16 protein-coding genes are annotated in these 16,367 nt (G+C 61.0%); 4 read left to right on the top strand and 12 right to left on the bottom strand.

Annotated elements, in window-relative coordinates; genetic code table 11:
* Positions 1-68 precede the first annotated feature (68 nt).
* The 6 genes from J2Y39_RS16140 to exbB form a co-directional block, all read right to left on the bottom strand.
* Positions 69-1,469 (bottom strand): HDOD domain-containing protein, encoded by a 1,401-nt coding sequence (locus J2Y39_RS16140; RefSeq protein ID WP_310218751.1) that lies wholly within the window; start codon positions 1,467-1,469, stop codon positions 69-71.
* A 79-nt stretch (positions 1,470-1,548) separates the two neighbouring features.
* Complete coding sequence (recG, locus tag J2Y39_RS16145) at positions 1,549-3,624, bottom strand: ATP-dependent DNA helicase RecG (RefSeq protein WP_024014806.1); 2,076 nt, start codon at positions 3,622-3,624, stop codon at positions 1,549-1,551.
* Between the two features lie 9 nt (positions 3,625-3,633).
* Positions 3,634-4,563 carry a hydrogen peroxide-inducible genes activator gene (locus J2Y39_RS16150; RefSeq protein WP_024014805.1) on the bottom strand — a complete coding sequence of 310 codons (930 nt, stop codon included), beginning with the start codon at positions 4,561-4,563 and terminating at the stop codon, positions 3,634-3,636.
* A gap of 216 nt (positions 4,564-4,779) precedes the next feature.
* Positions 4,780-5,526 carry an energy transducer TonB gene (locus J2Y39_RS16155; protein ID WP_042608108.1) on the bottom strand — a complete coding sequence of 249 codons (747 nt, stop codon included), beginning with the start codon at positions 5,524-5,526 and terminating at the stop codon, positions 4,780-4,782.
* Positions 5,523-5,951: a TonB system transport protein ExbD gene (gene exbD / locus J2Y39_RS16160; protein ID WP_016772535.1), complete on the bottom strand. Its 429-nt coding sequence runs from the start codon at positions 5,949-5,951 to the stop codon at positions 5,523-5,525. The genes J2Y39_RS16155 and exbD overlap by 4 nt, the downstream gene beginning before the upstream one ends.
* A 6-nt stretch (positions 5,952-5,957) precedes the next feature.
* On the bottom strand, positions 5,958-6,911 hold the full coding sequence (gene exbB, locus J2Y39_RS16165; RefSeq protein WP_041476629.1) for a tonB-system energizer ExbB: 954 nt from the start codon (positions 6,909-6,911) through the stop codon (positions 5,958-5,960).
* 188 nt (positions 6,912-7,099) lie between these two features.
* Here exbB and J2Y39_RS16170 point away from each other — a divergent pair, with 188 nt between their 5' ends.
* Positions 7,100-7,957: an SDR family oxidoreductase gene (locus J2Y39_RS16170; protein WP_310218753.1), complete on the top strand. Its 858-nt coding sequence runs from the start codon at positions 7,100-7,102 to the stop codon at positions 7,955-7,957.
* A 140-nt stretch (positions 7,958-8,097) separates the two neighbouring features.
* Here the strand turns inward: J2Y39_RS16170 and J2Y39_RS16175 are convergent, their stop codons facing one another.
* From J2Y39_RS16175 to J2Y39_RS16200, 6 genes are all read right to left on the bottom strand, one after another.
* Positions 8,098-8,838, bottom strand: a complete 741-nt coding sequence (locus tag J2Y39_RS16175) for a hypothetical protein (protein ID WP_016772538.1) — start codon at positions 8,836-8,838, stop codon at positions 8,098-8,100.
* Between the two features lie 65 nt (positions 8,839-8,903).
* Positions 8,904-9,284, bottom strand: a complete 381-nt coding sequence (locus J2Y39_RS16180; RefSeq protein WP_310218755.1) for a RidA family protein — start codon at positions 9,282-9,284, stop codon at positions 8,904-8,906.
* Between the two features lie 24 nt (positions 9,285-9,308).
* Positions 9,309-11,414: a bifunctional GTP diphosphokinase/guanosine-3',5'-bis pyrophosphate 3'-pyrophosphohydrolase gene (gene spoT, locus J2Y39_RS16185; protein ID WP_007920338.1), complete on the bottom strand. Its 2,106-nt coding sequence runs from the start codon at positions 11,412-11,414 to the stop codon at positions 9,309-9,311.
* A 57-nt stretch (positions 11,415-11,471) separates the two neighbouring features.
* Complete coding sequence (rpoZ, locus tag J2Y39_RS16190; protein WP_008030604.1) at positions 11,472-11,735, bottom strand: DNA-directed RNA polymerase subunit omega; 264 nt, start codon at positions 11,733-11,735, stop codon at positions 11,472-11,474.
* Positions 11,736-11,903: 168 nt separating this feature from the next.
* A complete protein-coding gene (gene gmk, locus J2Y39_RS16195) occupies positions 11,904-12,524 on the bottom strand; it encodes a guanylate kinase (protein ID WP_039757364.1) in 621 nt (206 codons plus the stop codon).
* Between the two features lie 12 nt (positions 12,525-12,536).
* The gene (locus J2Y39_RS16200) at positions 12,537-13,400 is read right to left on the bottom strand and encodes a YicC/YloC family endoribonuclease (protein WP_016770639.1); all 864 of its coding nucleotides are present in this window, start codon (positions 13,398-13,400) and stop codon (positions 12,537-12,539) included.
* Between the two features lie 268 nt (positions 13,401-13,668).
* Here J2Y39_RS16200 and rph point away from each other — a divergent pair, with 268 nt between their 5' ends.
* The 3 genes from rph (at position 13,669) to gltS (ending at position 16,364) form a co-directional block, all read left to right on the top strand.
* Entirely contained in the window at positions 13,669-14,391 is a 723-nt protein-coding gene (gene rph / locus J2Y39_RS16205) for a ribonuclease PH (RefSeq protein ID WP_027610407.1), read from the top strand.
* 25 nt (positions 14,392-14,416) lie between these two features.
* Positions 14,417-14,785: a DUF4870 domain-containing protein gene (locus J2Y39_RS16210; protein ID WP_016772541.1), complete on the top strand. Its 369-nt coding sequence runs from the start codon at positions 14,417-14,419 to the stop codon at positions 14,783-14,785.
* 370 nt (positions 14,786-15,155) lie between these two features.
* On the top strand, positions 15,156-16,364 hold the full coding sequence (gltS, locus tag J2Y39_RS16215; protein WP_056791569.1) for a sodium/glutamate symporter: 1,209 nt from the start codon (positions 15,156-15,158) through the stop codon (positions 16,362-16,364).
* Positions 16,365-16,367: the final 3 nt, after the last annotated feature.

The raw sequence follows: 16,367 nt of genomic DNA on the forward strand, positions 1-16,367 counted from the left end.
TGGCCGCAACGCACCCGCTCCTGAAGATCGCATCGATCTTGTGGGAGCGGGCTTGCCTGCGAAGCTTTTCAGGCCTGGCTGAACTGCGAAGCCAGTTCACGCAGCAGCACTTCAGCCTCAAGCACTTTGCTGACGATATCGTTGGCTTTGTCACGGCTCAGGCCGACGCGTTCAAGCAGGGCATCCGGAATATCTTCATCCGGCCCGGAGCCAATCCCGCGGCTGCGTAGCAGGCGTACGGCCAGGCAGACGAGGTTCGGGTATTCGGCGTAGGCGCCGTCGTAGCTTGGGTCGTGCTGGAAGCGCAGGGCGGTGGCCAGTTCATCCGGCATGTCCCAGTAGCGCATCAGCCACGAGCCGATCTGTTCACGGCTGATACCGAGCAGGTGTTGCTCGATGTAGCTGTGGCAAAGGTGCGGGTTGACCTCCAGGTGGCGGCAGATCAGCGAGAAGTGCGGCGGAAACACGTGGGCCAGCAGCAGGTAACCGAAGTTATGCAGCAGACCGGCCAGATACGTCAGGCCGGCTTCCGGGCGCTGGGCGCGCGGCATGGCGCGGGTCAGGCCTTCGATGACGGCGGCGGTGTAGATCGACTGCTGCCAGTACGGCGTGGTGTGTTGCGGGTGGTCTTTCGGCAGGCTCAGGGTCTTGCCGAGGGCCAGGCCCAGCGCGAGGTTGATCACCAGATCGAAGCCCAGCACGCGGACGATCGCGTCTTCCACCGAACGAATCTTGCCCGGCGAGGCGTAGTACGGCGACGCCGCCCAGCTCACCACTTGCGCGGCCAGCGCCGGGTCGGTTTCAACCACGCCGGTGATGTCGTCGATGGTGGCATTGGGGTCAACGCGCAGCTTGATGATTTTTTGCGCGGTTTCGGCCAGCGGCGGAATCTCGATGGTCGCTTCCAGACGCTGCTGAATGCGGCGTGCGGTGAACGCCTGCACGGCCTGGGTGATTTCCTCGCGGTCATCGTCCGGGCGGTCGAGGTTCGGGCGGATGCTGCTCAGGGCTTCGCCGAAGTTGGCGGCGCTGGCCTTGGTCAGCATCGATTTGAAGTCTTCGCTGCTGATTTCCAGCAGCAGGCCCGGCTCGCCGGAGTTGATCAGCAGCTTCGGCTCGCGCAGCAGGCTTTCTTCGTAGAGGCACGGCGAACTCGTCAGCGCCGGCAGGCCTGGGAGCAGGCTCAGATTGTGTTTGCCGAGCATCTTTTCCAGGCGTTCGGTGGACACGGCTGTGAGTCGGCGACCAGTGAGTTCGGCGAGGCGATTGAGATCCAGCAACTGGCTCTGTGGAAACAGCACCATCAACGCGCCCACGGCGTCGTCCAGCAACACGGCCTGCACTTTGCGCGAGGCATTGAGGCCGTGGTGGTCGAGCACTTCTTCGTAGGCAACGCCCAGCTTGTTGAGCAGCAGCCGAATAACAGACGGAGCTTGCGGAGATTCGGGGACGAGAGCAGCTTCGATCATGGTCTGTATCCGTTTTTGAAACAATGGCAGGAGTATAACCAGCTCTGTAGGAACGATCCTGCACAAACTGCGACGGTGCTCACACTTGGCCGTATTGCTGCCCATGCCGCAGCCAACGGTCAAGCAATGGGCTGACGTGGGTCGGCCAGCGCTCCAGCAAAGCCTGGGCAGCATCGCGCACGGCGGGCAATAAATCGGCGTCGCGCATCAGGTCGGCGACCTTGAATTGCAGCAGGCCGGTCTGGCGGGTGCCGAGCATTTCCCCGGGGCCACGCAGTTCGAGGTCCTTTTCGGCGATGACGAAACCGTCGTTGGTCTCGCGCATGATGCCCAGGCGCTGGCGACCGATCTGCGACAGCGGCGGATGGTAGAGCAGTACGCAATGGCTGGCGGCGCTGCCCCGGCCGACGCGACCGCGCAACTGGTGCAGCTGCGCGAGGCCGAGGCGCTCGGGGTTTTCGATGATCATCAGGCTGGCGTTGGGCACGTCGACGCCGACTTCGATCACCGTGGTCGCCACCAGCAGTTGCAGGTTGCCGGCCTTGAACTCGGCCATCACCGCAGCTTTTTCGACCGGTTTCATGCGGCCGTGAATCAGCCCGACTTTCAATTCGCCGAGGGCGGCAGTGAGGTCTTCGAACGTGGTTTCGGCGGCCTGACAGGTCAGCTCTTCCGATTCTTCAATCAGCGTACACACCCAATAGGCCTGACGACCTTCGGCACAGGCGCTGCGCACCCGTTCGATGACTTCGACGCGGCGGGTGTCGGTGACCAGCACGGTGTTGACCGGGGTACGCCCGGGCGGCAATTCATCGAGGATCGAGGTGTCGAGGTCGGCGTAGGCGCTCATCGCCAGCGTCCGTGGAATCGGTGTGGCGGTCATGATCAGTTGGTGCGGGCACATGCGCCCGCCAACGCCTTTCTGCCGCAGCGCCAGACGCTGCTGCACGCCGAAGCGGTGCTGTTCGTCGATGATCACCAGCGCCAGATTCTTGAACTGTACTTCGTCCTGAAACAGCGCGTGGGTGCCGACCACCATCGGTGTGCCGCTGGCGATTTGTTCCAGCGCGGCGACGCGGTTCTTGCCCTTAAGCTTGCCGGCCAGCCACGCGACTTCAATGCCCAGCGGTTCGAGCCAGCGTTTGAAGGTGATGAAGTGCTGTTCGGCGAGGATCTCGGTCGGCGCCATCAGCGCGACTTGATAACCGGCCTCCAGCGCTTGCAGGGCGGCGAGGGCGGCAACCACGGTTTTGCCGGCGCCGACGTCGCCCTGAATCAGGCGCAACATCGGTTCGTGCTGGCTGAGGTCGTAGGCGATTTCGTTGCCGACGCGCTGCTGAGCACCGGTTGGGCTGAAGCCGAGGTTCTTCAGGTATTTCGGCGGCAGCCTGGTGGCTTTCGGCATCGCTGGCGCGCGCAGGGAACGCATGCTTTCGCGCAGACGCTGCTGCGACAGTTGATGGGTGAGCAACTCTTCGAACGCCAGACGATGCTGCGCCCAGTGATGGCCAAGGGCGAGTTCATCGACGTCGGCATCGGCGGGCGGGTTGTGCAGGTAACGGATCGCGTCGGCCAGCGGCGCCAGTTGGTAGTCGCGGGCCAGTTCGGTCGGCAGCCAGTCCGGCAGGGTGCTCGGCTTGAGCAGCGTCAAGGTCTGCATGCACAACTGGCGCAGGCGCTGCTGGGTCAGCCCTTCGGTGAGCGGGTAGACCGGGGTCAGGGTTTCATCCACTGGCGGCGGTTCGTCGCCGGTGATGGCGCGGTATTCGGGGTGGTAGATTTCCAGGCCTGAGGCGCCGGGCCGGGCTTCGCCGTAGCAGCGAACCCGCGTGCCACGCTTGAGCCCTTCCTTCTGCGCGTTGCTGAAATGGTAGAAGCGCAGGCTCAGCCCGCCGGTGCCGTCCTGCAAGCGCACGACCAGACTGCGGCGGCGACCCATGACCACGTCGGCACCGCTGACGGTGCCTTCGACCACGGCGTCCTGCCCCGGTCGCAATGCGCCGATCGGCACCACGCGGGTGCGATCCTGATAACGCAGCGGCAAGTGGAAGAGCACGTCCTGCAGATTCTCGAGGCCGACCTTGGCCAGTTTCTCGGCCATGGCTTCGCCGACACCCTTGAGTGCCGTCACCGACACTTGCGACAGCTCCGTCATGACGCTCGCTTAACCGGCCGTGACCGGCGCCGCTGGCTTGGCCACCGAGCACAGGCGAATGGAGTCGGCGAGGATCTCGATGGCTTTCGGCCGTGGGAAGCTGGCGCGCCAGGCGATCGCCACGGTGCGGAACGGCACCGGCGCGGTCAGTGGGCGCACTTCGATCACGCCGGGGGCGTAGTGATGGCTGTCCACCGCCGACAGCGGCAGGATCGAGATGCCCAGGCCGGACGCGACCATGTGGCGAATGGTTTCCAGCGAGCTGGATTCTACCGTGGTGTGCTTGGCGCCGTCATTGCCCTTGGTCAGGGTCGGGCAGGCTTCGAGCACCTGATCGCGGAAACAGTGACCTTCACCGAGCAGCAGCAGGCTCTTGTCGTTGAGCAGGCCGGCGTCGATGGATTCTTTCTTGGTCCACGGATGCTGGGCCGGCATGAGCACGTAGAACGGCTCGTCGTAAAGCGGCAGGGTCAGCACGTCGGCTTCATTGAACGGCAGGGCGATGATGATCGCGTCGAGCTCGCCGTTGCGCAGTTTGTCGCGCAGCACGTGGGTAAAGTTTTCTTCGATGTACAACGGCATCTGCGGGGCGACCCGGTGCAGTTGTGGAATCAGATGCGGGAACAGGTACGGGCCGACGGTGTAGATGGCGCCGACTTTCAGCGGTGCGGTCAGCTGGTTCTTGCCGGCCTGGGCCAGTTCGCGAATGCCTTGGGCTTGTTCGAGGACTTTCTGCGCCTGGGCGACGATGCCCTCGCCGACCGGGGTCAGGCGCACGGCGCTTTTGCTGCGCTCGAAAATCAGCACACCGAGTTCGTCTTCAAGTTTTTTCACGCCCACCGACAGCGTCGGCTGACTGACGTGGCAACGCTCGGCGGCATGGCCGAAATGCTGCTCTTGGGCGAGGGTAACGATGTAGCGTAATTCTGTGAGGGTCATAGCAAGCGTCCATGAAGATGCGCGCCAAGCATACCGGCTGCAATCGATAGACGCACGTTATCAGACTGCGGGCTGAGTGCGACACCGGTCGAGGTCGGTTTGCCGCTGGCAGATATGCAAAAGGCACCTTTCGGTGCCTCTTGGCTTGGTTCTCTCGGCTGGCGGAGAACCTTGTGGGAGCTGGCTTGCCAGCTCCCACAGGTATTGCGGTGTTGCTTAGCGGCGGCGTTCGAGCGAATAAACAAACGGCGCAACAATTTCGATCGAGCCGTTGTTGAGCATGTCGGCCGGCGGCTTGGGCAGCGGTTGCGCGCGGCGGATCATGTCCAGGGTGGCCCGGTCCAGATCAGCGTTGCCAGAGCGGCCCACCAGTTCGAACGACAGCACATTACCTTCGCCATCGACCACGAAGCGCAGACGATTCAAGCCTTCCTTGCCCCGCGACTGCGCACTCTGCGGGTACTTCTTGTACTTCTGCAGATGCGCGAGCAGAGTGCCTTGCCAACTGGCCTTGGCCGCCAACTGAGCCGGCGACGGACCTGGTGCAGGCTGGGCGGATTTCTCCGTCGGTGCCTGGGTCGGCTGGGTATCGGCCGGTTTCTCCTCGGAAGGTTTCTCCTTCGGCGGCTCGGGCAGCTTTTTCTCGACCGGCTTCGGCGGTTTTGGCTTGGGCTTCGGCTTGGGTTTCGGTACCGCGATTTCCGCTTTTGGTGCTTCAGCCAGTTTCGGGATCGGCAACTCTTCAACCGGAGCCGGTGGCTGCGGCGGTGTGACGACTTTCGGCGGAGCCGGCGGTGGCGGGGCAGGCAACGGGGCCAGCTCGACCATCATTGCCTGCGGCGGCAATTCGATGGGCGGGCGGGCGGTCCAGTTCAGCGCCAGCGCGATGGCCAGCGCGTGCACGCCCAGCACCACGGCCAGGCTACCGCTGTAACGCGTCAGCTTATGGCGCGTCGTGATCATTTCTTGGCTGCCGTCTCAAGTCCGACCAGACCAACCTTCAGGTAACCGGCGGCGCGCAGGCTGTCCATCACGCTCATCAGGTCGCCGTAATCCACGCCTTTGTCGGCCTGGAAGAAGATGGTGGTGTCTTTCTTGCCTTGGGTCTTGGCGTCGAGGGTGGCGCCGAGGGTTTCGGCTTTCACTTCGTCGTCACCGAGGAACAGGCGCTGGTCCGCTTTCACACTGAGGAACACCGGTTTCTCTGGCCGCGGCGCCGGTTTGGCGGTCGAGGCCGGCAGGTCGACTTTTATGTCCACAGTGGCCAACGGCGCGGCCACCATGAAGATGATCAACAGCACCAGCATCACGTCGATGAACGGCGTGACGTTGATTTCGTGGTTCTCGGCCAGATCGTCGTCTGCGCCTTCTTTCAAATGCAGGCCCATGGCCGATTACCCCACTTTAACCATGTGCGGCTGCGAGCTGCGCTCAGGCTGGTGGTCGAGATCGCGGCTGACCAGCAGCAGGACTTCTGCCGAGGCATCGGAGACCTGCGCCTTGTAACCGGCGATGGAACGGGCGAAGACGTTGTAGATCACCACCGCAGGAATCGCCGCAACCAGACCCAGTGCAGTGGCCAGCAGCGCTTCAGCGATGCCCGGTGCGACAACTGCAAGGTTGGTCGTCTGGGTTTTGGCGATGCCGATGAACGAGTTCATGATGCCCCACACGGTACCGAACAGACCTACGAACGGTGCGGTGGAACCGATGGTGGCGAGGACGCCGGTGCCGCTGCTCATGTTGCGACCGCAGGCAGCAACGAGGCGCTCGAGGCGGAAGCTGACACGCTCCTTGATGCCTTCTTTCTCGCGGCTGTTGACCGACAGGCGCATCTCTTCGAGCGCGTCATGCACCAGCAGGTTGGCGAGGGTGCCTTCTTTACCAGCGGTGGCGCTGGCTTCCTTGAGGGTGGTGGCTTTTTTCAGTGCAGCGATTTCGCCACGCAGACGACGCTTGGCGCCCATCAGCTCGAAGCCTTTGGCGATCCAGATAGTCCAAGTGATGATCGAAGCGATGGCCAGACCGATCATCACGATTTTCACGATGATGTCGGCGTTCTGGTACATACCCCACGGCGAAAGGTCGTGGGCCATGCCCAAGGTGTTGTCGGCTTCGAGGGCTTCAGGTGCGTCGGCGGCGTCGACAGCCTGCACCGGATCGGTGGCGGCTGGTGCAGCCGGAGCGGCAGCGGGTGCGCTCTGCTCGGTGGCGGCTGGGGTGGCGGGTGCTTGAGCGTCGGCGAAGGCGGCGGTCGGTGCCAGCATCAGGCTGAGCAACAGAGCCGCGACGGCGCTCCAGGCGCGAGGTCGAGTGGTTGGCGAAGCGGGAGTTTGATTACGTGTCATGCTGGCCGGACCTGAGATAGAAAAACGTTGTTGCTCTTCCAGGCCTCGTGAGGCCGAGAACAAAAGTGGCGTGCATTATTGCAAGTAATTCTTGTTAACAAAAGTAATAGAGTAACTTTTTTTCCTTCATTGCTAGCCGTTCGTCCTGTGCCAGAGCTAGTCTGTGCCTTTCTGATGGGAGTTTTCTGATGTCCGCGCCTTCTGTTTTGATTGCCGGTTGTGGTGATGTCGGCAGTCGTCTGGCCACGCAATTGCTGGCGGCTGGCTGGCAAGTTCATGGCCTGCGCCGCGACGTTTCCAAGCTGCCGGAGGGTGTCATCGGCGTCGCCGGCGACCTGTTCGGCGAAGAGTGTCCGGCGACCTGGCCGGTAGGCGCTGTCGATTATCTGGTGTATTGCGCCGCGGCCACCGATCACGACGAAGAGGGCTATCGCAAGGCCTACGTGCAGGGTTTGCAGAATGTGCTGAGCTGGCTGGGTGACTATGGGCAAGTGCCCGAGCGGCTGATCTTCGTGTCCAGCAGCAGCGTGTACGGCCAGCAGGACGGAGCATGGGTGGATGAGACCTCCGAGACGGTCGCGGCCGGATATTCAGGTCGCTTGATGCTCGAAGCCGAGCAGGTCGCGCTCTATAGCGGCATTCCGGCAAGTGTGCTGCGGCTGACCGGCATTTACGGCCCGGGCCGCGAGTGGCTGCTGACTCAGGTGCGTCGCGGCTATCGCGTAGCTACGGAGCCACCGCTGTATGGCAATCGTATTCATGCCGATGATGCAGCGGGGCTGCTGGCGTTTTTGCTGGAAAAAGACCGCGAGGGTGTCAAGCTGGACGAGCTCTATATCGGTGTGGATGACGCGCCGGCGCCATTGGCTGAGGTGGTGGGCTGGTTGCGCGAGTATCTGGGTGTGACTGAATGGGCGGACGACGCCAGTGTGCGCCGCACCGGCAGCAAGCGTTGCAGCAATGCGCGGGCGAAAGCGTTGGGGTGGGTGCCGAAGTATTCGAGTTATCGCGAAGGCTATGCAGCGATTCTTGAAGGTAAGTGCTGAATTTCCAGCAACACAAAAACCACTGTGGGAGCGAGCCTGCTCGCGAATGCGGTATGTCAGTCATTATCAGTTTGACTGACCCACCGCGTTCGCGAGCAGGCTCGCTCCCACATTTGATCTTCTGAGATTTCGGAGGCAGGTTACTGTTTCTCCAGCAACCACTTGCGCTCACCTGCGGCGAACTGCGGTTGCTCATCCGCCAGCGCAGCGTTCACTGCCTGCAGAATCTCCAGCTCCTTGCCCTTGCGCACAAAGATCCAGTTGTTGCCCTGGCCATTGAGTTGCAGCCACATGCTGTCGTTGCCATTGCTCATGGACGCGCAATCGCCGGCCAGACACAAGGCATAACGATCAACGCCCGGCAGGCCGGTCACCTGGCCGTCGGCCTGGAACTGCACGGTGCCGCCTTCACCCTGGCCGCTGGCGATGATCCAGTTACCGCCCAGATATGCCGAATACAGCGCGCGTTCGAAGCTGGCCCCGATTGGCGCGCCTTCCGGCACCGGGATCTGTGCGCGATCGAAGACTTGTTCGGGTTCGTTGTCGCTGGCAGCTTGCTGCAGGCGCCCGCCATCGCGTTTCAGTTCGCTGGCGGAGCTGCCGTAGAAATCGACTTTCCAGGCGCCGGACTCTTCGCCCAGCAGCCGTCCTTCGACGTTCTCAAAACCGTTGGTATAGCGGGCCTGGCCGGCCTTGGTGTTGACGTCCCACTCCAGATTCGGGCCGTAAGCCTGCAGCGCTTCACGCAGGGGACCGCCCTTGGCGGCGGCATCGATCGCCACCTGGTTGATCCAGGTGCCGCTGATGTCACGGTCGGCAGGGTCGCTGGCGCAGCCGCCGAGAAACAGGGCGAGCAGCGAGAGAGCTAGCGCTTTGCGCATGGTGAAATCCTTTCAAAACCTTTTCTTGCAGCAGTCGGCGCGGCGTGAAGGCCGCGCCGTGCGCATCACTCGATGACCAGAATGGCATCCATTTCAACCTGCGCACCCTTCGGCAGGGCGGCCACGCCAATGGCGGCGCGGGCAGGGTATGGCTGGTCGAAGTACTTGCCCATGATCTCGCTGACCTTGGCGAAGTGGCTCAGGTCGGTGAGGAAGATGTTCAGTTTGACGATGTCCTTGAACGAACCGCCGGCGGCTTCGGCCACGGCTTTGAGGTTCTCGAAGACCTGGACGGTCTGGGCTTCGAAGCCTTCGACCAGTTCCATGGTTTTCGGGTCCAAAGGAATCTGGCCCGACATGTAAACGGTGTTGCCTGCCTTGATCGCTTGGGAGTAAGTGCCGATGGCGGCCGGGGCCTTGTCGCTGGTGATGACGGTTTTGGTCATGTAGGACTCCTTGTAATAGGCAGGTTATGCGCGCATGCGGGTGATGCGGATCACCCCGGTCAAGGCGCGCAGTTTCTTGATCACGCGGGCCAGGTGCACACGGTCGTGGACGCTGACCACCAACTGCACGACGCTGATGCGACCATCGCGTTCGTCCATGCTGATTTTCTCGATATTGCCGTCGGCCGCGTTGACGCTGCTGGCCAGCAGGGCGATCAGGCCGCGCTGGTGTTCCAGCTCGACGCGCAACTCGACGTTGAATTCGCCGGTGACATCCTTGGCCCACGAGAGCTGGATGCATTTTTCCGGGTTGTGCCTGATTTCGCTGATGTTGCGGCAGTTATCCAGGTGCACGACCATGCCTTTGCCCGCAGACAGATGTCCGACAATCGGGTCGCCGGGGATCGGTGTACAGCACTTGGCGTAGCTGAGCACCAGGCCTTCGGTGCCGCGAATCGCCAGCGGACCTTCCGGGCTCGGCAGCTGCTCGCCTTCGCCAAGCAGGCGACGGGCGACCACGTACGCCATGCGGTTGCCCAGGCCGATGTCTTCGAGCAGGTCTTCGATCAGTTCGAGGCGGTACTCGGTAAGCATTGCTTTGACGCGCTCTGCCGGGATCTTCTCCAGGGAGCTGTCGAAACCGTTGAGGACCTTGTTCAGCAGGCGTTCGCCAAGACTGATGGACTCGGAGCGGCGTTGTAGCTTCAGCGCATGACGAATGTGCGTACGCGCCTTGCCGGTAACGACGAAGTTGAGCCATGCCGGGTTCGGCCGGGCGCCGGGAGCGCTGACGATCTCGACCGTGGAGCCGCTTTGCAGCGGTTCGGACAGCGGCGCGAGACGACGATTGATCCGGCAGGCGATGCAGCTGTTGCCGACATCGGTGTGCACTGCGTAGGCAAAGTCGACCGCCGTGGAGCCTTTTGGCAGCTCCATGATCCGGCCTTTGGGCGTGAACACGTAGACCTCGTCCGGGAACAGGTCGATCTTCACGCTTTCGATGAATTCCAGCGAGTTGCCGGCGCGTTGCTGCATTTCCAGCACGCCTTTGACCCACTGGCGAGCGCGGGCGTGCGTGCCTTTCGGTTGCTCGTCACCGCTGGATTTGTACAGCCAATGGGCGGCGATGCCGTTGTTGGCCATCTCTTCCATTTCGCGGGTACGGATCTGGATCTCGATCGGTACACCGTGCATGCCGAACAGCGTGGTGTGCAGCGACTGATAGCCGTTGGCCTTGGGGATCGCGATGTAATCCTTGAAGCGCCCTGGCAACGGTTTGTACAAATTATGCACAGCACCCAATACGCGGTAGCAGGTATCGACCTTGTCGACGATGATCCGGAACGCGTAAACGTCCATGATCTCGTTGAAGGCCCGACGCTTGCCGCGCATTTTCTTGTAGATGCCGTAGAGGTGTTTCTGCCGACCGCTGACTTCGCCCTGGATGCCGTCGATGGCGAGGCAGTGACCGAGGGACTCTTCGATCTTGTTGACGATTTCCTTGCGGTTGCCCCGGGCGCGCTTGACCGCCTGGTAGATCCGCGCGGAACGCATCGGGTGCATGGCCTTGAAGCCGAGGTCTTCGAATTCGATGCGGATCGCGTGCATGCCCAGCCGGTTGGCAATGGGCGCGTAGATCTCGAGAGTTTCCTTGGCGATGCGCCGGCGTTTTTCGCCGGACAGCACTTCCAGCGTGCGCATGTTGTGCAGGCGGTCGGCGAGCTTGACCAGGATCACCCGGATGTCGCGCGCCATGGCCATGGCCATTTTCTGGAAGTTTTCAGCCTGTGCTTCGGCCTTGGTCTCGAAGTTCATCTGGGTCAGTTTGCTGACCCCGTCGACCAGTTCGGCCACGGTTTCACCAAACTGCGCTTGCAGCGCTTCCTTGGCGATACCGGTGTCTTCGATCACGTCATGCAGCATCGCGGCCATCAGGCTCTGATGGTCCATGTGCATGTCGGCAAGAATATTGGCCACGGCAAGAGGATGCGTGACATACGCCTCGCCGCTGCGACGGCGTTGACCGTCATGGGCTTGTTCGGCGTAGAAATACGCTCGGCGGACCAGGTTGACCTGGTCGTTGCCGAGGTAGGTCGATAAGCGATCGGCGAGGGCGTCTATGCTCGGCATGATGATTCCTGCCGAAAGCTGTGACCCCGCGCCGTGCTACGTCGACCAGGCATAGGCTTAGACGGCCTCGTTCGACTCGTCCTCGAACGCTGCGAACAGCGGTTCATCCTGGACGATTTCCTGCTCGGCGATGAACTCGTAGCTCATCAGGCCTTCAGCAATTTCACGCAGCGCGACAACGGTCGGCTTGTCGTTTTCCCACTGCACCAATGGCTCTTTGCCGCCGGTGGCCAGTTGACGGGCACGCTTGGTAGAGAGCATGACCAGCTCAAAGCGGTTTTCCACGTGTTCTAGGCAGTCTTCAACGGTTACGCGGGCCATGGTATTCCTCGGAGCGAATGCAATATGCGCGCTGCCCGGTTGGGCGAGCGGACTGAGCAGTTTAAAAAATCACCAGCGATTAGGGAAGCGCTGATTTTTTGACCAGACCCTTCAACGCGCTGCAAGCACCAATGTAAAGCGCTTGCAGGCATTTTGGGAAGTGCTGTTTTAGCCGAGCAATTCAGCCAGCAATTTGCCGAAACGCACTTGCTGGCGTTTCTGTTGCAGCTGATTGGCGCGGAAAATCGCTTTCAGATCGTCGAGCGCGTGGGCGAAATCGTCGTTGATGATCAGGTAATCGTAGTCGACGTAATGGCTCATCTCGCTGACCGCTTCGCGCATGCGGCCGTCGATGATCTCGTCGCTGTCCTGGCCGCGGTTGGTCAGGCGCTGGTGCAGGGCTTGCAGCGATGGCGGCAGGATGAAGATCGAGCGCGCTTGCGGCATCAGCTTGCGCACTTGCTCGGCGCCTTGCCAGTCGATTTCCAGAATCAGGTCGTGACCTTCGTCCAGGGTCTGTTGCAGGCGGCTTTGCGAGGTACCGTAGAAATTGCCGAAGACTTCGGCGCGTTCAAGGAAGTCGCCGTGCTCGCCCATCTTCACGAACTCTTCGCGGGTCACGAAGTGGTAGTTCACGCCATCCACTTCGCCCGGGCGCATGGCGCGGGTGGTGTGCGAAACGGAAACGCGAATCTCCGGATCGGCGTCGGTCAACGCCTTGACCAGACTGCTCTTGCCCGCGCCCGATGGCGCGGAAATGATGTACAGGGTGCCGGTGTGTTGGGTCATGTCAGGGTAGCCTTACTCAATATTCTGCACTTGTTCGCGCATCTGCTCGATCAACACCTTGAGGTTGACGGCGGCCTGGGTGCTGCGCGGGTCGAAGGCTTTGGAGCCCAGTGTGTTGGCCTCGCGGTTGAGCTCCTGCATCAGGAAGTCCAGACGCCGCCCGGCGGCACCACCGGACTTGAGCACCCGGCGGACTTCGATGATGTGAGTGCTCAGGCGATCCAGTTCTTCGGCCACGTCGCTTTTTTGCGCGAGGATGACCATTTCCTGTTCCAGGCGCTGCGGGTCGAGCTCGGCCTTCATGTCGGCAAAGCGGTCGAGGACCTTCTGGCGCTGGGTGGCGAGCATCTGCGGCACCAGTTCACGCAGGGTCACCACGTCTTCTTCGATGGAAGTCAGGCGGTCGTTGATCAAGCGAGCCAGCTCCGCGCCTTCGCGCTCGCGACCAGCCTTCAGATCCTTCAAGCCCTGATTGAACAGCGCCAGCGCTTCGGCGTTCAGCGCTTGCGGGTCGGTCGCATCGGCCACCAGCACGCCGGGCCAGGCCAGCACTTCCAGCGGATTCAGCGCAGCAGGATTCTTGATCAGCCCGGCAACGGTTTCCGCAGCGGCCACCAGTTGTGCGGCGCGTTCGCGGTCCACTTGCAGCGGTTTGCCGGTGCTTTCTTCGGTGAAGCGCAGCGTGCATTCCAGTTTGCCCCGCGACAGGCCCTGACGCAGTGCTTCACGCACGGCGCCTTCGAGGTCGCGAAACGATTCGGGCAAGCGCAGGTGCGGTTCCAGATAGCGGCTGTTGACCGAGCGCAGTTCCCAGCTCAGGGTGCCCTGAACGCCGGCTTTCTCGACGCGGGCGAAGGCGGTCATGCTGTGCACCATGGCGGTGACCTCGCAATGCAGATCGGCGCGAAACGCTGTTTCGCAGGCGCGATTTCAATGAATTTAAGCCGACTGGCAGCAAAGGCGCAGGATTGTAGCGCAGTGCGGCGAATGCGCCCAAACACACGGTGTGACAAAGCGCTGCAGCCCGTCGGTTATGCGCGCTCGAGGGGCTTCGGTCGTCGGCCGGCGGTTTTAACCAGTGCCCACTCGCGGTGCAGGGCTCTATAATGCTCGGCAGTTTTCCGTCCTCAGTACAGGTATCCCTATGAAACGTCCAAGTGGTCGCGCTGCCGATCAGCTCCGCTCGATCCGCATCACCCGCAACTACACCAAACACGCCGAGGGATCCGTACTGGTCGAATTCGGTGATACCAAAGTCATCTGCACCGTCAGCGTCGAAAATGGCGTGCCGCGCTTCCTCAAAGGCCAGGGCCAGGGCTGGTTGACTGCCGAGTACGGCATGCTGCCGCGCGCCACCGGTGAGCGTAACCAGCGTGAGGCCAGCCGTGGCAAGCAGGGCGGTCGTACTCTCGAAATCCAGCGTCTGATCGGCCGCTCCCTGCGCGCGGCGCTGGATATGTCCAAGCTTGGCGACGTGACCCTGTATGTCGATTGCGACGTGATCCAGGCCGATGGCGGTACTCGCACCGCGTCCATCACCGGCGCCATGGTTGCGCTGGTCGATGCCCTGAAAGTGATCAAGAAGCGCGGCGGCCTGAAAGGCGGTGACCCGCTCAAGCAGATGATCGGTGCAGTCTCGGTGGGCATGTACCAGGGCGAGCCGGTGCTGGATCTGGACTATCTTGAAGATTCCGCTGCTGAAACCGACCTGAACGTAGTGATGACCAGCACCGGCGGTTTCATCGAAGTGCAGGGCACTGCTGAAGGCGCGCCGTTCCAGCCTGAAGACTTGAACGCCATGCTGGAACTGGCGAAGAAAGGCATGAACGAGATCTTCGAACTGCAGAAGGCTGCACTGGCCGACTGAGGTTTTCGACCACAAGGAGGACATGATGAGTGACGAGCAAGAGTTGCTGCCCAAACCGAGCCAGGAGGTTCGCCAGTGGGCAATGTTCTGTCACCTGTCCGCCTTGCTGGGGATCTGGATTCCGTTCGGCAATCTGATCGGGCCGTTGATCCTATGGCAGATGAAGCGCGAGAAAGACCCTTTTATCGATGCACAGGGCAAAGAGGCGTTGAATTTTCAGATCACGGTGGCGATAGCCTCAATGATCTGCTTCCTGCTCATGCTGCTGATCATTGGTTTCTTCCTGTTTGGTTTGTTGGCGATCGCCGCACTGGTCCTGACGATCATTGCAGGGGTCAAAGCCAACGAAGGTTTCCCATACAGATATCCGTTCACCTGGCGATTGATCAAGTGAAAGTCTGTTGTGTCGCAATATGAAAATACCCCGACTTATCGGGGTATTTTTATTTGTGCAACTTAATAATTGGTTTTTGTTGTAGGACTAGTCTGTTAACGATGTGCGGTTTGGCATTTATTTGCTGATGTTCCTCTATTACATCTTTGGTCACAACTGATCGGTCCAGTGCTTATTCCCGTTCTTGTTATTGGCGCGAGCTGGTTGTTAAAGTTGCCCGATGTAATGTTTCGGTTGAAACATTCCGATATGTTCAAGCCATCGATGGCACTTGAATTCCCCAGTAATCAGTGTTGAGAAAATCAGCCGGTTCACCCGTCGAGCCCAGGTAAACGCTCGCCTCGTGAATACTTAGCCAAGAATAATCCACATGATTGAGCTCGATTTCTACGGCACGCTCGTGGCCGCTTCTTTAGTACTGCTGCTCGGACGCGGACTTGTTACGCGTGTCGGCTTTCTGCGAAGTTACAATATTCCTGAACCGGTAGCAGGCGGCCTTGTGGTTGCCGTGCTCCTGTTGATATTGCGCACTTTCGACATTGAAGTCCGCTTCGATACATCATTGCAAACCCCCCTGATGTTGGCTTTCTTTGCCACCATTGGCTTGAGTGCTGACCTTGCCAGTCTGAAGAAGGGCGGCCGCATTGTCGGTATCTTCCTGCTGGCGGTCATTGGCTTGCTGGTGGTGCAGAACGCCATGGGCATCGGGTTGGCAACCCTGCTCGGGCTCGACCCTTTGATGGGCTTGCTGACGGGCTCGATCACGCTGGCCGGCGGCCACGGCACTGGCGCTGCATGGGGCGCGGTGTTCAGCGAGAAATATGGCCTGGCGTCGGCTTCAGAGCTGGCGCTGGCCTCAGCGACGTTCGGTCTGGTGCTGGGTGGTCTGATCGGTGGGCCCGTTGCCCGGTTGCTGATCAAGCGCGTGCAAGTGCCGGGTTGCAATCCGCAACAAGCGCCGCGACTGCCAAGAGGTTTTGAACAGCCAAACAAGGAACGCTCAATCACGCCGTTTTCGTTCGTCGAGACGCTGGCGCTGATTGCCGTCAGCCTGCTCGCTGGCAACCTTCTGAATGGCGTTCTGCATGGCACTGCGTTCGAACTGCCGACGTTTGTTTGCGTGCTGTTTGTAGGTGTGGTGTTGCGCAACAGTCTGTCAGCACTTGGCTTGTATCAGGTGTTCGAGCGTGAAGTTTCCGTGCTCGGCAATGTCAGCCTCTCGCTGTTTCTGGCGATCGCGCTGATGTCGCTGAAGCTTTGGGATCTGGCGGCGTTGGCATTGCCGATCTTCATCATTCTGGCCGTGCAGGCGCTGGTCATGGCGCTGTTCGCGATTTTCGTAACGTTTCGGGTGATGGGCAGCAACTATGATGCCGCCGTACTCGCTGCGGGACACTGCGGCTTTGGGCTGGGTGCCACGCCTACGGCCATTGCCAACATGCAAGCGGTGACGCAGCGCTATGGCCCTTCGCAAATCGCGTTTCTGGTGGTGCCGATGGTAGGAGCGTTCTTCATCGATATCGTTAACGTCATCGTGATCAAGCTGTACCTGGCCTTGCCATTCTTCGCTGCGGTTTAGGAA

Origin of the sequence: Pseudomonas sp. 2957, from assembly GCF_031456345.1 — a bacterium.
Lineage (GTDB): Bacteria > Pseudomonadota > Gammaproteobacteria > Pseudomonadales > Pseudomonadaceae > Aquipseudomonas > Aquipseudomonas siliginis.

Bases quoted from the DNA above. Each gene is read 5' to 3' on its own strand.
- J2Y39_RS16140 (WP_310218751.1), bottom strand. From the start codon at position 1,469: ATGATCGAAGCTGCTCTCGTCCCCGAATCTCCGCAAGCTCCGTCTGTT.
- recG (WP_024014806.1), bottom strand. From the start codon at position 3,624: ATGACGGAGCTGTCGCAAGTGTCGGTGACGGCACTCAAGGGTGTCGGC.
- J2Y39_RS16150 (WP_024014805.1), bottom strand. From the start codon at position 4,563: ATGACCCTCACAGAATTACGCTACATCGTTACCCTCGCCCAAGAGCAG.
- J2Y39_RS16155 (WP_042608108.1), bottom strand. From the start codon at position 5,526: ATGATCACGACGCGCCATAAGCTGACGCGTTACAGCGGTAGCCTGGCC.
- exbD (WP_016772535.1), bottom strand. From the start codon at position 5,951: ATGGGCCTGCATTTGAAAGAAGGCGCAGACGACGATCTGGCCGAGAAC.
- exbB (WP_041476629.1), bottom strand. From the start codon at position 6,911: ATGACACGTAATCAAACTCCCGCTTCGCCAACCACTCGACCTCGCGCC.
- J2Y39_RS16170 (WP_310218753.1), top strand. From the start codon at position 7,100: ATGTCCGCGCCTTCTGTTTTGATTGCCGGTTGTGGTGATGTCGGCAGT.
- J2Y39_RS16175 (WP_016772538.1), bottom strand. From the start codon at position 8,838: ATGCGCAAAGCGCTAGCTCTCTCGCTGCTCGCCCTGTTTCTCGGCGGC.
- J2Y39_RS16180 (WP_310218755.1), bottom strand. From the start codon at position 9,284: ATGACCAAAACCGTCATCACCAGCGACAAGGCCCCGGCCGCCATCGGC.
- spoT (WP_007920338.1), bottom strand. From the start codon at position 11,414: ATGCCGAGCATAGACGCCCTCGCCGATCGCTTATCGACCTACCTCGGC.
- rpoZ (WP_008030604.1), bottom strand. From the start codon at position 11,735: ATGGCCCGCGTAACCGTTGAAGACTGCCTAGAACACGTGGAAAACCGC.
- gmk (WP_039757364.1), bottom strand. From the start codon at position 12,524: ATGACCCAACACACCGGCACCCTGTACATCATTTCCGCGCCATCGGGC.
- J2Y39_RS16200 (WP_016770639.1), bottom strand. From the start codon at position 13,400: ATGGTGCACAGCATGACCGCCTTCGCCCGCGTCGAGAAAGCCGGCGTT.
- rph (WP_027610407.1), top strand. From the start codon at position 13,669: ATGAAACGTCCAAGTGGTCGCGCTGCCGATCAGCTCCGCTCGATCCGC.
- J2Y39_RS16210 (WP_016772541.1), top strand. From the start codon at position 14,417: ATGAGTGACGAGCAAGAGTTGCTGCCCAAACCGAGCCAGGAGGTTCGC.
- gltS (WP_056791569.1), top strand. From the start codon at position 15,156: ATGATTGAGCTCGATTTCTACGGCACGCTCGTGGCCGCTTCTTTAGTA.